We start from the raw sequence: 15,616 nt of genomic DNA, 5'->3' as shown, positions 1-15,616 counted from the left end.
GCAAGTTGAGGCAAGGCGATGATCGAGACGGCGGAGGCACGCTTGAAGCGGATGTCGATGCGAAGCTGGCGGCGCGGGACCAAGGAGATGGACCTGATCCTTGGGCCTTGGTCGGACATGCATCTGACGGGACTGGATGCGGCGCGGCTGGAAACATACGAGGCGCTTCTGGCCGAGAATGACCAGGACCTGATGGCTTGGGTCTTCGGGCAAGCTGTGCCCCCGCCGGAACTGGCTGCGTTGCTGGACGAGATTGCCGCCTATGCCCGTGCGCGGCTGGTGCCGAAAGCCTGAGCGGCGTTTACCTGATCTTGGGACTTTGCGTTGATTCTGCGCCGGTAGATTGCCGGACAGGAGGGCGGAATGACGGTTCAGGGTGCGATCCGTGACGGATCGGAAACGATGGTTTTGCAAGGGTATCTTGACAGTCTGGCGATGATCGAGCGGTTGCACCGCTTGCTGCTTGACGTGATCAAGGATGAATTCGAGCGATTGGCGGTGGACGAGATCAATCCGGTGCAGGCGCTTTTGCTGTTCAACATCGCCGAGCACGAGGTGACGGCGGGCGAATTGAAATCGCGCGGCTATTATCAGGGGTCGAACGTCAGCTATAACCTGAAAAAGCTGGTCGAGATGGGGTATATGCATCATCAGCGGTCAGACGTCGACCGCCGGTCGGTGCGGGTCAAGCTGACCGACAAGGGGCGGGCGTTGCGTGCGCAGATCGCCGACCTGTTCCGCCGTCATGCCGGTATCCTGGCGGTCAAGGCGGGGATCTCGGTCGCGGGGCTTGAGGATGTGAACCTGTATCTGCGTCGGCTGGAACGCTTCTGGGGCGAACAGATCCGCTATATCTACTAGCGCCAGAGCCACGGGTAGCGGGCCAAGGCGCCCTGTGCCTTGGCGAGCGCGCGGTTGAGCGGCCCCGCTTTGGGCAAAGTGCCCGATGCGAGGCGGTCGATGGCAACCTCGGGCGGGCAGGGACGGCGCGAGACCGGATCGTAATAGCGCGGATAGGCGATGAGGGCGGCATGGGCCAGATGCAAAAGCGGGACGGGTTGGCGGCGGCTGCCGTCCGGCAGGCGCAGGCGGCGGGCGGGAATGTCGCCTAGGTCGCGGGTCAGGCCCCAGCCCGCGTAGAAGGGCGCGCCAAGGCAGGTGACGGGTTTGCCGCGCAAAAGGGCTTCGAAGCCGAGAAGCGAGGTCATGGTCCAGACCTCGTCGCAGGCGTCGATCAGGGCTGTGGGGTCGGCGTGGGCTGCGGTGATATCGGCGGGGCTTTCGGGCGGCACTGCGCCCGAACGAAGGCCCGCTTCGACATCGGGGTGCGGCTTGAAGATCAGAATGGCTTCGGGGTTTGCGCTGCGGGCGGCATGCAGCAGGGCGAGATTGGTCGATATGCCTGTCGTACCCAGACGGATCGATGCGTCATCCTCGACCTGACCGACGATAAGGATGCGGCGGCGGCCACCTTGCGGCGGCAGGTCGGGCCGGGTGCCGGACAGGTTGTATTTGGTCAGGTTCAGGCGGGTGACCGCATCGACAAGTGCTTTGGCCCGTTGCAGGCCGCCGGGGGGCGGGGGGGCCATGATCAGGCGTTCAAGGCGGCTTTCGCGGGTCGGGTCGTAGTAGATGCCCAGATCGTCGGTCACAAGGCTGAGCGGGGCCACCAGATCGGCCCCGAGGCCGCGCGAGCGCAGGAAACCGTCTTCGACCCGCAGGGTGGGCAGGTCGGGCGGCAGGCCGGTGGCCTTGCTGGCCCAGACGAGCAGGGGGCGGCCTGTCTTGCGCGCCTTTGCGGCTGCGGATTGGGGGGTGGCGGCGAAGATCAAGGGGATTTCACGGCCGAAAACCTGTTGCAGGCGGCTGCGCTTCCAAAGGCGCATGCCAAGGGCCACATGGCCGTTGCGGTCCTGACGGAAGGCGCGGGTTTCGGCTTCGAGTTGGTCGAGCACTTGCTCGAAGCTGCATAGGCGATCGCGGCAGGGGTCATACCATCTGGGCGCAAGGATCATCGCCACGGCGAAAAGCTGGGCACGGGTGAGGTTCCGCTTGCGGCGGGGGAAGGCGTGGCTGTCGGTGGTCAGGCCCCAGCCTGCGTAGAAGGGCGCGCCGAATAGGCGCGGGCGATGGCCGGCAAGGATCGCCTCGAAGCCCAGTTGCGACGAGACGGCATAGACGGCGATTGCCCCCTGAAGCAGCGCCCAAGGCGAGACGGCGGTGGACAGGAGCGTGACATTGGCGGGCAGGGTTGTGGCGTCGAAATGACCGCGGCGCAGGCCGAGCGAGGTTTCGGGATGCGATTTGACAAGGATGCGGGCAGAGGGATGGTCGGCCATGGCTGTGGCGAGCATCTCGGCAAAGGTCTGGGCGGTGGCCCCCGAATGGCGGATCGATGCGTCGTCCCGGGTCTGGTCTATCACCAGCACATAGCCCGGCGCGGGGGCCGCAAGTGCCGGGTCGTGCAGGTTGTATTTCGACAGGTCCGAGGCTTGCAGGCGCGCGATGCCGTCACGCGCGCGGGCAAGCAGGGCCGTATCGTCGAGCGGGTGCGTGGCAGCGATGCGTTCGATCAGCGACGGGGCCGAGGGGTCGAAATGCAGGCCGTAAGGGTCGATCAGCAGGCCGAGCGGGGCGTCGCCCGCGCGGCCGGGGCGGAGCGAGCGCAGAAAAGCGTCTTCGACGCGGATGAGGGGGGCGTTGTGGCGAAGGGCGACCGCCTCGCCCCGTTTGGCGGTGGGGGATTTGCCCCAGACGGTGACGCCATCGCCGGGGCGCGGCAGGCCCAGACAAAGTTCGTGCCCCGCAAGCGACAGGATGCGGCGCAGGCGGGGATTCAGGAATCCGCCGTTGTAAAAGTACAGCCGCCGGGGAAGGCCCTCGGCGGCGTTTGGCGCAAGGCCGGACATTGTTACTGTCCGGTAAGCGCGGTTGCCGCTCCGGCGGTGCCTGTGATCGCGCCGATGGATTTCTGCCACTGCACGTAAGGTGCTTCGGTCACGTAGACCGTATCGCCGTCGCGCACGAGGAAATCGCGGGCCTCGAACATGCCGGTCGGCTGGGTCAGGTCGAGCACGTAGACCATGCGCTGGGCGCCGACGAGGTCGTTGCGGCCGAGGACGGCGTTGGCGATTTCCGAGGGTTCGTTGCGGAATACGAAGACGCCTGTCGGGTCGGCGATATTGGTAGAAAGGCCTCCGACGATGGCAATCGCTTCGATTGCGGAAAGAGTTTGGGTGTCGAATGGAACACGGCTTTGCGAGCCGGTTGCACCAAGCGCGGTGAAAGAGCGGCTGTCTTTCTCGACCACGATCTGGTCGCCCGGACGCAGGGCGATGTCGAGCGCGGGGTTCTGGTAGAGGTCTTGCAGCCAGACCTTGCCGGTCTGCCCGTTGCGGGTGACGCGGATGATCGCCTGACCCGGTTCGATCTTGACCCCGCCTGCGCGGGCCAGCATGGCCGAAAGCGTGCGGGTCGGGCGTTCGATCGCGAAGATGCCCTGTGACGCTGCTTCGCCTGCAACGGTCACGGTCGAGCCGTCTCCGGCAACGCGCTGGACGATGACTTGGGGGTCGGGGGTCTGGCTGTCGAGTTTGGCCGCGATCTCGTTGCGAAGTTGCTCGGGCGATTTGCCCGCGGCCTTGATCCGGCCGGCATAGGGGATGAAGATCGATCCCTGGCCGTCGACCTCGAGTTCGTTCAGTTGCGACAGGCGCTGGCCCGAGTTTCCGAGAAGCGGGTCATCCTTGACGTTTTCGTAGACCGTGAGCGACAGCTTGTCGCCCGCCGCGATCATGTCGGAGCCTATGACGCCCGCATTCATGAAGCTGTTGGAAAACCCGTAGGACGGCATGACCGACGTTGCCTGCGTGACGCGGCTGTTGACCTGCACGATGAAGGCGTCGCCCTGTTTGAGCACCGAGCCTTTGAAGATTTCGGATTTGTTCGGACCACTTCGCGGCAGGCCGCAGCCTGCGATACCTGCACAAAGCAGGGAGAGGACCACCAATTTGGCCCCGTTAGATACCGACATTGCCACTGCTCGGGCTCCTTGGATGGAGTTTGCCTCAAGTTTTGCCTGTAAGGCTACAGGATGACGGGGTATTTTGCCAAGCGACTTGATCGGTTGTGACCAAAAGGTCAGCCGACGGCGTGCAACTGTTGCCGTGGGGACGCGTTGCCCGAGGAGAGCGCGTCGTATGGGTCGTGCGGTGCGAGCATCAGGTCGACCACTTGCCGCAACAGGGCGCGGCGTCCGTTGGCCGAATAGAAGCCGCCCGGAATTTGCGAGGTTTCAAGCAGATAGCGCCGGAAATCACGATAGGCGCGGCTGTCGGGGCGGGTCGGGGCTACGAAGAATTCGGCGGGGGACTGGGTCGAGACGAATTCGGGCTTGGCATAGACCGCCTGTCCGAAGGCCATGAGCGGAAGTCCGCGCCAGAGAGCCTGTTGGGCTGCAGTGGAATTCACGGTGACGGCGCTGCGGGCCTGATTGAGCAATTGCGCGAGTTTGCCGCCGCGAATGAAATGGACGCGGTCGGCAAGGCCGTGCCCGGCAGCGATGCGGCGGATGGATTGGCGCAACGGCGCGCGGCCATCTTCGAGCGGGTGGGCCTTGAAGACGAGGTGGTGGTGCGGCGGGGCGCCTTTGGCGAAGGCCGAGATCACCTCGGCGATAAATTCCGGCATGCTGGCAAAGGGGGAATGGGCCCGGAAGCTGGCGTCGTGTTCAAGTTGCAGAAGGACGATGTGATAGGGAAAGCCCGCGCGGCGGATGCGGGCGGTGGCAAGCATCCGCTCCCAGCGGTGCAGCGGCTGCAAGAGCAGGCTGCGCAGGTGCAGCTTTGCCTCGTCCCAGACGGTGATCTGGCGGTGCGGGCGGTAAGCGCGGTAATCCCAGAAGCCGGCAAAGACGAACCAGTGGTAGAGCGCACCCCAGAACATGTGCTGGCGCATGTCGCCCCAATGCGCCGGGGCGTCGGGTTGGCTGCCATCGCTGCGGGCGAGGGCCGATTGCATGTCGGTTACGGTCATCTCCATCAGGCGCGAGTTGCCGTTGGACCCGCCCCGTTCGTAGGTGATCCAATAGGGGCGCAGATAGCCTTCCTCGTAGACGTGGACCGTTATACCGGCGGCGCGGGCCGCCGCGACGGCTGCGGTATGGAGCGGCCGGGTATCGCCATAAAGCACCAGATCGGTGATGGCATGGCGGGTGAGCAGGTCTGCGACGGCGGCGGGCCAATCTTCGACTGTGCCACGATAGGGGATGTAGCTGTCCCTGTCGGGCCAGAAAGCCCGGTCGCCCCTGTTGAAGCCGACGCGCAGGGCGGTTGCGCCCGAGGCACGCAGCATTGCTGCGAGTTGTGCAAAAAACGGGCCGTGGGGGCCCTGGAGGAGCAGGAACTGGCGGCCTGTGCCGGACACTCGCATAATCGGACAACCTGTCATTGACGCCGGCATGATACGGCCAAGCGAGGCGCGGGGAAAGCGGGCTTGCTGCCTGCGGGACGAAACGGCGTTCCGGCGGGATTTTCTGCCGGTGGCGTTTTCCAGCGTGGATTGCTGCGGGGCTGTTTGTGTGCCGATCCCGAGCGTGGAATTTTTCCCGATTTGAGAGCGCCCTGGCTTGTCTTTGGCATCGCGCGCGGGGATGATAGTGCCAGATGTGGTGGGGGATCAGGCCAGATGGCGATACCGGTCGAGAGCTTCTTTCTGCCGCAGGGGGCTGCGGGCACCTTGCAGCAGCGCATCCGGCAGATGGTGTCGGAAGGGATATTGTCGGGCCGGTTCCGTGCGGGGGACAGGATGCCGTCGAGCCGCGGACTGGCGCTGCATCTGGGGGTGAGCCGGATCACGGTGACGCTGGCCTATACCGAACTGGTGTCATCGGATTATCTGACAGCACGGGGACGGTCGGGGTATTATGTCAGCGAGGGCGTGCCGGTGCAGCCTGCATTCCAGCCGGTGGCGCGGCGCGAGGAGCGGGTGGATTGGGCGGCGGTTACGGGGGGGCGGTTCTCGCGGCAGCCGCGGCTGGAGCGGCCCGAGGATTGGCGGTCTTATCCGTACCCGTTTATCTATGGGCAGGCGGATGCGAGCCTGTTTGACCACCAGAACTGGCGGCTTTGTGCGGTTCAGGCGCTGGGGCGGCGTGATTTCGAGACATTGACGGCAGATTATTACGAGCAGGACGATCCGATGCTGATCGAATACATCCTGCGGAATATCCTGCCCCGGCGGGGGATTTCGGCGCGACCTTCGGAGGTGCTGGTGACGATGGGGGCGCAGAATGCGCTGTGGCTGGCGGCACAGGTGCTTTTGCGGCCGGGGCAGGCGGTTGCGCTGGAAAACCCATGTTATCCGGCGTTTCGGGGCATGGTGGCACAGACCGGCGCGCGGATCATGGCGGTGGATGTCGATGCCGACGGCTTGCCGCCCGAGGCTTTGCCCGCGGGGGTGGATGTCGTGTTTCTGACCGCAAGCCATCATTGCCCGACCAACGCGACGATGCCGCTTGCGCGGCGCAATGCGCTTTTGAAAGCGGCGTCAGAGCGCGGGTTCATCGTGGTCGAGGATGATTACGAATTCGAGATGAGCTTTCTGCGGCCGGTGTCGCCTTCGCTTAAATCGCTCGATTCCGAAGGGCGGGTGGTGCATGCGGGGTCGTTTTCGAAGTCGATCTTTCCGGGGTTGCGGCTGGGTTGGCTGGTGGGGTCGGAGGGGTTCATCCGCGAGGCGCGGGCGCTGCGGGGGCAGGTGCTGCGCCATCCGCCGGGGCATATGCAGCGCACGGCGGCGTATTTCCTGTCGCTCGGGCATTACGATGCGCTGGTGAACCGGATGAAGATGGCCTTCCGCAAGCGGCGCATGGCGATGGACGAGGCGATTGGTGCGAACGGGCTGACGGTGGCGGGGCAGGGCGGCTTTGGCGGGTCTTCGTTCTGGATGGAGGCGCCGGAGGGAGTGGATACCGAGGCGCTGGCGCTGCGGTTGCGGGGCGAGGGCGTGCTGATCGAACCGGGGCGCGTGTTCTTTGCGCCTGAAGCGGAGCGGCGGAATTTCTACCGGTTGGCCTATTCGTCGATTGCGCCCGCGCGGATCGGCGAGGGCATCGCGCGGATCGCGCGGGCGATCGGGTAGGCATTGCGCTGCTTGCGCTGGCGAAGCGGGGGACTTTGCGTCCCCCGCACCCCCTGCAGAGTATTTTGGCAAAGGTGAAAGGGCAGGCTGGACTTAAGCGGCTTTGCGCTCTGGCCCTATAGGCGAAGGCGGGGGCGGGGATAGAAGACTGGCAAAGCGCGGCCGGTTCGGGCCGCCGATCATGGAGCGACGAATATGCGGATGACCACCGAGGAAGCCTTTGTCAAAGTGTTGCAGATGCATGGCATCGAGCATGCGTTCGGGATCATCGGCTCGGCCTTCATGCCGATTTCGGACCTGTTCCCCAAGGCGGGCATCACGTTCTGGGACTGCGCGCATGAAGGGTCGGGCGGGATGATGGCGGATGGCTATACCCGCGCGTCCGGCAAGATGAGCATGATGATCGCGCAGAACGGGCCGGGGATCACCAACTTCGTCACGCCGGTGAAGACGGCCTATTGGAACCATACTCCGTTGTTGCTGGTCACGCCGCAGGCGGCCAACAAGACCATCGGGATGGGCGGTTTCCAAGAGGTCGAGCAGATGGCGTTGTTCAAGGACATGGTCGCCTATCAGGAAGAGGTGCGCGATCCGGCGCGGGTGGCCGAAGTGCTCAACCGCGTCATCTTGCAGGCCAAGCGCCATTCGGCACCCGCCCAGATCAACATGCCGCGCGATTACTGGACGCAGGTGATCGACATCGATCTGCCCGCGATGGTCGAGTTCGAGCGGCCTGCTGGTGGCGAGACGGCGATTGCGGAAGCGGCGGCGCTGCTGTCGGCAGCGAAGTTTCCGGTCATTCTGAACGGCGCGGGCGTGGTGTTGGCGGGTGCGATTCCGGCCAGCATGGCTTTGGCGGAACGGCTGACCGCGCCGGTTTGTGTGGGGTATCAGCACAATGACGCGTTTCCGGGGTCGCACCCGCTGTTTGCGGGGCCGCTTGGCTATAACGGGTCCAAGGCGGGGATGGAGTTGATCGCGCAGGCGGATGTTGTGTTGTGTCTGGGGACGCGGCTCAACCCGTTCTCGACCTTGCCGGGCTACGGGATGGAGTATTGGCCGAAGGAAGCGAAGGTCATTCAGGTCGATATCAACCCCAACCGGATCGGGCTGACCAAGAAGGTCACGGTCGGGATCGTGGGGGATGCCAAGAAGGTGGCCGAGGCGCTTTTGGCGCGGCTGTCGGGCAGTGCAGGGGACGCTGGGCGCGATGCGCGGCGCGATGTGATCGGCACCACGAAAAGCCGTTGGGCGCAGCAACTGGCGTCGATGGACCATGAGGAGGATGATGTCGGCACCAGCTGGAACCAGCGGGCGCGGGCGGACAAGCCGGAATGGATGAGCCCGCGCATGGCGTGGCGGGCGATCCAGTCTGCACTGCCAAAAGAGGCGATCATTTCCAGCGACATCGGGAATAACTGCGCGATCGGGAACGCCTATCCTACCTTTGAAGCCGGGCGGAAGTATCTGGCGCCGGGGCTGTTCGGGCCTTGTGGCTATGGCTTGCCGAGCATCGTGGGGGCCAAGATCGGCTGCCCGGATACTCCGGTCGTGGGCTTTGCGGGGGACGGGGCTTTCGGGATTGCGGTGACGGAGTTGACGGCGATTGGCCGGCCCGAGTGGCCTGCGATCACGATGGTCGTGTTCCGCAATTACCAGTGGGGGGCCGAGAAGCGGAATTCGACCCTGTGGTATGACGACAATTTCGTGGGCACCGAGCTGGACGAGCAGGTGTCTTATGCCGGTATCGCCAAGGCTTGCGGGTTGCAGGGCGTGCAGGCGCGCACGATGGACGAATTGCGCGAGGCGTTGGCCCGCGCGATCGACGACCAGATGAAGCACGGGAAGACCACGCTGATCGAGGCGATGATCAATCAGGAGCTGGGCGAGCCGTTCCGCCGCGATGCGATGAAGAAGCCGGTGGCGGTGGCGGGGATTTCCGCGGCTGACATGCGCCCGCAGGTGGTTTGATGCCCTTCGACCTCGGGCTTGGCGGGGCGGTCTGGATGGCGGTTGCCGTTCTGGTCGCCGCGCTGGTGCGGGGCTATTCGGGGTTCGGCTATTCGGCGCTGGTGATTGCGGCGTCGTCGCTGGTGATGAACCCGCTGAACATGGTCGCGGTGGTCGTGATACTGGAAACCGCCATGTCGTTGCAGGCGTGGCGGGGTGTCGGGCGCGATGTCGACTGGCGGCGCGTGGGGTTCTTGCTGGCGGGGGCGGCTGTCGGGCTGCCGCTTGGCTTGTGGGCGCTGACGGGGATATCGGAGGATGCGGCGCGGGCGATCATTTCCGCTTATGTGCTGGTGATGTGTCTGGTGCTGCTTGCGGGCTGGCAGCTCAGCGGCGAATGGCGGGGGGGCAGCAATTTCGCCGCCGGCATCGTGTCGGGGCTGGCCAATGCGCCGGGGATGGGGGGACTGCCGATTGCGGCTTTCTTTGCGGCGCAGGCGATACCGGCGAATGTGTTTCGCGCCACGTTGATCGCCTATTTTCCGCTGCTCGATATCTATTCCGCGCCGCTTTACTGGTATCACGGGCTGGTATCATGGGACACGATCTGGGCTTCGGTGATCGCCTTGCCGCTGACGTTTCTGGGCAACTGGCTGGGGGACGGCATTTCTTTGCGAGCGATCCGCAAGAGTTCCGGCGGTTTGCCATCGTGCTGCTGGCTGTGCTGGCCACGCTCGGGCTGTTGAAGGCGGTGCTTTGAATGGCGGTGCTTGTGGTCAATGCGGGGTCTTCGTCGATCAAGATCGCGGTGTTCGACGAGGCGTTGACCGAGGTGGCATCGGGGCGCGTGACCGAGATTGGCGGGGCATCGCGGGTCGAGGTCGGTGACTTGCGCGGGGCGCGGCCAGTGCCTGACCATGCGGCGGCTTTGGCGCTGTGCCTTGAGGCGCTGGCCGAGCGGGGCTGGGGGCTGGACCGATTGGCTGCTGCCGCGCATCGCGTGGTGCATGGCGGGGCGGGGCTTGTGGTGCCGTGCCGCGTGACGCCACGGGTTCTGGCGGGGATCGAGGCGGTTGTGCCGCTGGCACCTCTGCACAATCCGGCGAACCTGACCGCGATGCGGGCGCTGGGGCGGCTGGTGCCGGAACTGCCGCAGTTTGCGAGTTTCGACACGGCGTTTCACGCGACGATCCCCGAGGTCGCAGTGCGATATGCGCTGCCGCCCGAGGCCGAGGAATTGGGGCTGCGGCGTTACGGGTTCCACGGGATCAGCTATGCGGGCTTGGTGCGGTCGCTGGGGGAGCGGTTGCCCGAGCGGCTTTTGGCGCTGCATCTGGGCAACGGGGCCTCGCTTTGTGCCATTCGGGGCGGGGCATCGGTGGCGACGACGATGGGGTATTCGCCGCTTGACGGGCTTACGATGGGAACGCGGACGGGGAGCATCGACGGGAATGCGGTGTTGCGTCTGGCCGAAGTGCACGGGGTGGCGCGGGCTGGGGCGATCTTGAACCGCGAGAGCGGGTTGCTGGGTTTGGGTGGCGCGTCGGACATGCGCGAGCTGAGCCGCATGGGCACGGCGCGGGCGCGGTTTGCGCGAGAGCATTTCATCTATTGGGCGGTGCGCCATGCGGGAAGCATGATCGCGGCGATGGGGGGGCTTGACGGGATCGCGTTCACAGGCGGGATCGGCGAGAACGATGTTGCGGTGCGGGCGGGGATATTGGACGGGCTTGCTTGGGCGGGTGTCGGCTATGACAAGGCCGCGAATGATGCGGGCAGAGCAGAGTTGACGGGGGCGGGTTCCCGTGTCGCTATCTGGACAGTGCAGGCCTGCGAAGAGCGCCAGATTGCGCGCGAGGCTATGGGCGTCATGGCCACCGAGACTGCCGGGGAGGGCGTGTGATGGGACAACCGAAGGTCGACACGCAACGGCCCGTCTCGGACGAGGTTCGCAAGACCACCTGCTACATGTGCGCCTGTCGCTGCGGGATCAACGTGCATATGAACAGCGGCAAGGTCACCTATATCGAGGGGAACCGCGACCATCCGGTGAACAAGGGGGTTCTCTGCGCCAAGGGGGCGTCGGGGATCATGCAGGTGACGGCGCCGAGCCGGTTGCGCGCTCCGCTGCGGCGGGTCGGGCCGCGGGGGTCGGGGGCGTTCGAGGAGATCAGCTGGGACGAGGCGTTGGCGCTGGCGGTTTCATGGATGAAGCCGTTGCGCGAGGAGGCACCCGAGAAGCTGGCGTTTTTCACGGGGCGTGATCAGAGCCAGAGTTTCACGGGCTGGTGGGCGCAGCAGTTCGGAACGCCCAACTATGCGGCGCATGGCGGGTTCTGTTCGGTGAACATGGCGGCGGCGGGGATTTACACGATCGGTGGCGCGTTCTGGGAGTTCGGGCAGCCGGATTGGGCGCATACGAAGTTGTTCGTGATGTTCGGCGTGGCCGAGGATCATGACAGCAACCCGATCAAGATCGGTTTGGGCAAGCTGAAGGCGCGGGGCGCGCGGGTGATTGGGGTCAACCCGATCCGCACCGGGTATAATGCGGTCGCCGACGACTGGCTGGGGATCACGCCGGGGACGGACGGGTTGCTGATCCTGTCGCTGATCCACTGCCTGTTGGCGGCGGGGAAGATCGATCTGGATTATCTGGCGCGCTGGACCAATGCGCCTTTGCTGGTGAACGAGGCGGAGGGGGCCGAGAAGGGGCTGATCCTCAAGAACGCCGAAAGCCAGCCCTTCGTGATCGACAAGCGCACGGGGATGCCTGCGCCATGGGACGGGGCGGGGGTGCAGCCTGATCTCGGCGCGGTCTGGCAGGGGCACCGGACGGTGTTCCAGCATATGGCCGAGCGGTATCTGGCCGAGGAATACGCGCCCGAGGCGGTGGCGGGGCGGGTCGGCATTCCGGCGGCGCGGATAAGGGCGCTGGCGGCGGAACTGGCGCGGGTGGCGTTCGACGAGGCGTTCGATCTGCCGGTGGAGTGGACGGATTTTCGCGGCGACAAGCATGCGACCATGACGGGGCGGCCGGTGTCCTTTCATGCGATGCGCGGGATTTCGGCGCATTCCAACGGGTTCCAGACGGCGCGTGCGCTGCATCTGTTGCAGATCATCCTCGGCACGGTCGAGGTGCCGGGGGGATACCGGCTGAAGCCGCCATACCCCAAGCCCGTCGAGGCGCATCCGACGCCGCATTTCGTGGCGGCTGCGGGCAAGCCGCTGAGCGGGCCGCACTTGGGCTATGTGCGCGGGCCAGAGAATCTGGCGCTGAAAGAGGACGGAACACCTTGGCGGATCGACAAGGCGTTCACGTGGGAGAACCCGTTTTCGGCGCATGGGCTGATGCATATGGTGATCCCCAACGCCCATGCGGGCGACCCCTACAAGGTCGACACGCTGTTTCTTTACATGGCGAACATGTCGTGGAATTCGTCGATGAATTCGGGCCGTGTCATGGAGATGCTGACAGACAAGGGCGCGGACGGGGAATATGTGATTCCGCGGATCATCTATAGCGATGCCTATGCGTCCGAGATGGTGGCCTATGCCGATCTGATCTTGCCCGATACGACCTATCTTGAGCGGCATGACTGCATTTCGTTGCTGGATCGCCCGATTTCGGAACCCGATGCTGCGGGCGATGCCATCCGCTGGCCGGTGGCTGACGTGGACCGCGATGTGCGGCCGTTCCAGTCGGTCTTGCTCGATCTGGGGGTGCGGCTGGGTCTGCCCGGGATGACGAACCCCGACGGGACGGCGAAGTTCAGGGATTACGCCGATTACATCGTGAACCACCAGCGCAGGCCCGGAGTGGGGCCGCTGATCGGGTTTCGCGGCGACGGCAAGGCGGAAGGGCGGGGTGATCCGAACCCCGACCAGATGCAGCGTTATATCGACAATGGCGGCTTCTATCAGGCGCATGTGCCGGAGGGGGCGCAGTATTACAAACCTTGGAACGCGGCCTATCAGGATTGGGCGGTGCAAACCTCGTTTTACGAATCGCCGCAGCCTTACCTGTTTTCGATCTGGTCCGAGCCGATGCGGAAGTTCCAGCTTGCCGCCGAAGGGCAAGGCTTCATCCAGCCGCCCGACCATCTGCGTGAACAGTTGAAACTGGCTATGGACCCGTTGCCGGTTTGGTATCCGCCGTTTGGCGACGAGGCGGCGGCGGGCTATCCGGTGCATGCGCTGACGCAGCGGCCGATGGCGATGTATCATTCCTGGGGCAGCCAGAACGCGTGGCTGCGCCAGATTCACGGGAAGAATTACCTCTATGTGCCAACGAAGATCTGGCAGGGCGAGGGCTTTGCCGAAGGGGATTACGCGCGCGTGACATCGCCCAACGGCGAGATCGTGGTGCCGGTCGCGCATATGGCGGCGTTGAATGAAAACACTGTCTGGACGTGGAATGCGATCGGCAAGCGCAAAGGCGCGTGGGCTTTGGACGAAGGCGGACCCGAGGCGACTGAAGGGTTTTTGCTGAACCATCTGATTTCGGAACTGCTGCCGGAAAAGGGTGACGGGCACCGCTGGAGCAACAGCGATCCGGTGACGGGGCAGGCGGCGTGGTTCGATCTGCGGGTAAGGGTCGAGCGCGTGGGGCCGAGGGATCATTCGGAGCCGGAATTTGCGGCTGTGCCGAGGGTCGTGCCGCAAGGGGGGGAACGGGCATGACAGCGCATCACGGGAAAAAAGCGATTTCTGACGCAGAAATCGCGACGAATTCTGACGCAGAATTCGGGGTGCGACGTCGGGGCAATCCGGAATTTGCGTCAAATTCCGGCGCGTTTTCTGCGTCAGAAAACGGGGGCGTAGAATGACGGCTTTGCCAAGTCATACCGAAAAAAAGCTCGGCCTTGTCGTCGATCTTGATACCTGCGTGGGGTGTCATGCCTGCGTGACTGCCTGCAAGGGCTGGAACGATCAGGGCTATGGTGCGCCACTGTCGGATCAGAACCCTTACGGCGCCGATCCGTCCGGCACCTTTCTGAACCGTGTTCACAGCTATTCGGTACAGCCCGAGGCGGGACCGGCGCAGACCATCAATTTTCCGCGGTCCTGCCTGCATTGCGAGGATGCGCCTTGCGTCACCGTCTGCCCGACAGGGGCCAGTTACAAGCGCGTGGAAGACGGGATCGTTCTGGTGAACGAGGACGCCTGCATCGGCTGCGGGTTGTGTTCATGGGCCTGCCCTTACGGCGCGCGCGAGATGGATGCGGCGGCGGGGGTGATGAAGAAATGCACGCTCTGCGTGGACCGCATCTACAACGAGACCCTGCCCGAGGAGGACCGTGAGCCCGCCTGCGTGCGGACCTGTCCGACCGGTGCGCGGCATTTCGGTGACTTCGCCGACCCAGACAGCAAGGTCAGCCGCCTGACCGCCGAGCGCGGCGGCTATGCGCTGATGCCGGAAATGGGAACCAAGCCGGTGAACCGCTACCTGCCGCCGCGCAAGAAGGATGCCCCGCAGGATGCGAGCCTGCTGGCCCCGCTGCTGGACATCAAGGCGACGGGGTTTGCCGGATGGCTTGACCGTGTGCTGGGGAAGATCGGATGAATCCTGCACCATCGGTCATCGTGTTCACTGTCATTTCGGGGATGGGGTTCGGCTATCTTGCGATGCTCGGCTTCGGGATTGCGCCGGTCGATGGCGTGACGGCTTTCCTTGCATGGGGGTTGGGCTATGCGCTGGCGGTGGGCGGGTTGCTGGCCTCGACCCTGCATCTGGGCAACCCGCAGCGCGCCCTTTTGGCCTTTAGCCAATGGCGCACAAGCTGGCTGAGCCGCGAGGCCTGGGCTTCGGTTGCCACGCTTTTGCTTCTGGCACCGCAGGCGCTGGCCGATTGGCTGGGGTTCGGCTGGGGCCGGGGCTTTGGCGTGGCGGGCGGGGTGATGTGTTTCGTGACCGTTGGCTGCACGTCGATGATATATGCACAGATCAAGGCGGTGCCGCGCTGGAACCACCGGATCGTGCCGCTGCAGTTCCTGTGGGCGGCACTGACGGGTGGGCTGGTGCTTGCCGGGGCGGGCCTGCTTCCGGCGCTGGCTTCGGCGCTGCTTTCGGTGCTGCTGGTCGTGGGCTGGCGCATCGGGGACCGGCGGTTTACCCAAGCAGGCAGCACGATGGAAAGCGCGACGGGGCTAGGGCCGATCGGGCGTGTCGCGGTGTTCGAGCAACCCCATACGGGCAGCAATTATCTGATGCGCGAGATGATCCATGTGGTGGGCCGCAAACATGGGACGCGGCTGCGCCAGATCTCGTTGGTTGCCGTCGGGCTGGTGCCGGTATTGGCGCTGATCTTCCTGCCGGTCATGCTGGCGGTGCCGGTTGCAGCAGCGTTCCATCTTTGTGGCATGTTCGTCGTGCGCTGGCTTTTCTTTGCACAAGCCGAGCATGTGGTGGGCCTGTATTATGGCCAACGCTGAGGCGTGACATTCGCTCCCGAGGCTGGATTTACCCGTTGTCAACGCGGCCTGAAGCGGGCGTTGCGGGCGCGCGGTGATGGAATGAATTCTACCC

12 protein-coding genes are annotated in these 15,616 nt (G+C 64.7%); 9 read left to right on the top strand and 3 right to left on the bottom strand.

Annotation, left to right across the window (positions count from 1 at the left end):
- Positions 1 to 18: 18 nt before the first annotated feature.
- On the top strand, positions 19 to 294 hold the full coding sequence (locus tag HYN69_RS11775; protein ID WP_108435906.1) for an FAD assembly factor SdhE: 276 nt from the start codon (positions 19 to 21) through the stop codon (positions 292 to 294).
- Between the two features lie 69 nt (positions 295 to 363).
- Positions 364 to 861 (top strand): MarR family winged helix-turn-helix transcriptional regulator, encoded by a 498-nt coding sequence (locus HYN69_RS11770; RefSeq protein ID WP_108435905.1) that lies wholly within the window; start codon positions 364 to 366, stop codon positions 859 to 861.
- On the opposite strand, the gene HYN69_RS11765 is transcribed toward HYN69_RS11770, so the two are convergent.
- The 3 genes from HYN69_RS11765 to HYN69_RS11755 form a co-directional block, all read right to left on the bottom strand.
- Positions 858 to 2,909, bottom strand: coding sequence for a capsular polysaccharide biosynthesis protein (locus HYN69_RS11765; protein WP_108435904.1), 2,052 nt, complete (start codon positions 2,907 to 2,909; stop codon positions 858 to 860). The genes HYN69_RS11770 and HYN69_RS11765 overlap by 4 nt on opposite strands.
- A 2-nt stretch (positions 2,910 to 2,911) precedes the next feature.
- A complete protein-coding gene (locus HYN69_RS11760; protein WP_407925228.1) occupies positions 2,912 to 4,039 on the bottom strand; it encodes a polysaccharide biosynthesis/export family protein in 1,128 nt (375 codons plus the stop codon).
- A gap of 101 nt (positions 4,040 to 4,140) precedes the next feature.
- Complete coding sequence (locus HYN69_RS11755) at positions 4,141 to 5,430, bottom strand: capsule biosynthesis protein (protein ID WP_108435902.1); 1,290 nt, start codon at positions 5,428 to 5,430, stop codon at positions 4,141 to 4,143.
- 255 nt (positions 5,431 to 5,685) lie between these two features.
- On the opposite strand from HYN69_RS11755, the gene HYN69_RS11750 reads away from it, so the two are divergent.
- The 7 genes from HYN69_RS11750 to HYN69_RS11720 all read left to right on the top strand — a co-directional run bounded on the left by HYN69_RS11750 (position 5,686) and on the right by HYN69_RS11720 (position 15,522).
- Positions 5,686 to 7,140 (top strand): aminotransferase-like domain-containing protein, encoded by a 1,455-nt coding sequence (locus tag HYN69_RS11750; RefSeq protein ID WP_108435901.1) that lies wholly within the window; start codon positions 5,686 to 5,688, stop codon positions 7,138 to 7,140.
- A gap of 195 nt (positions 7,141 to 7,335) precedes the next feature.
- Positions 7,336 to 9,111, top strand: coding sequence for a sulfoacetaldehyde acetyltransferase (xsc, locus tag HYN69_RS11745; RefSeq protein WP_108435900.1), 1,776 nt, complete (start codon positions 7,336 to 7,338; stop codon positions 9,109 to 9,111).
- Positions 9,111 to 9,836: a sulfite exporter TauE/SafE family protein gene (locus HYN69_RS11740; RefSeq protein ID WP_108435899.1), complete on the top strand. Its 726-nt coding sequence runs from the start codon at positions 9,111 to 9,113 to the stop codon at positions 9,834 to 9,836. Before xsc ends, HYN69_RS11740 begins: the two co-directional genes overlap by 1 nt.
- A 14-nt stretch (positions 9,837 to 9,850) precedes the next feature.
- A complete protein-coding gene (locus HYN69_RS11735) occupies positions 9,851 to 10,993 on the top strand; it encodes an acetate/propionate family kinase (protein WP_108435898.1) in 1,143 nt (380 codons plus the stop codon).
- Positions 10,993 to 13,770 (top strand): molybdopterin oxidoreductase family protein, encoded by a 2,778-nt coding sequence (locus HYN69_RS11730; RefSeq protein ID WP_108435897.1) that lies wholly within the window; start codon positions 10,993 to 10,995, stop codon positions 13,768 to 13,770. The genes HYN69_RS11735 and HYN69_RS11730 overlap by 1 nt, the downstream gene beginning before the upstream one ends.
- A gap of 142 nt (positions 13,771 to 13,912) precedes the next feature.
- A complete protein-coding gene (locus HYN69_RS11725) occupies positions 13,913 to 14,653 on the top strand; it encodes a 4Fe-4S dicluster domain-containing protein (RefSeq protein ID WP_108435896.1) in 741 nt (246 codons plus the stop codon).
- On the top strand, positions 14,650 to 15,522 hold the full coding sequence (locus tag HYN69_RS11720; protein WP_108435895.1) for a dimethyl sulfoxide reductase anchor subunit family protein: 873 nt from the start codon (positions 14,650 to 14,652) through the stop codon (positions 15,520 to 15,522). Before HYN69_RS11725 ends, HYN69_RS11720 begins: the two co-directional genes overlap by 4 nt.
- Positions 15,523 to 15,616: the final 94 nt, after the last annotated feature.

The sequence above is a fragment of the Gemmobacter aquarius genome (assembly GCF_003060865.1).
GTDB classification, from domain to species: domain Bacteria; phylum Pseudomonadota; class Alphaproteobacteria; order Rhodobacterales; family Rhodobacteraceae; genus Paragemmobacter; species Paragemmobacter aquarius.
The sequence above is the reverse complement of the archived record's forward strand: the minus strand, read 5'-3'. Positions and strand labels throughout refer to the sequence as shown.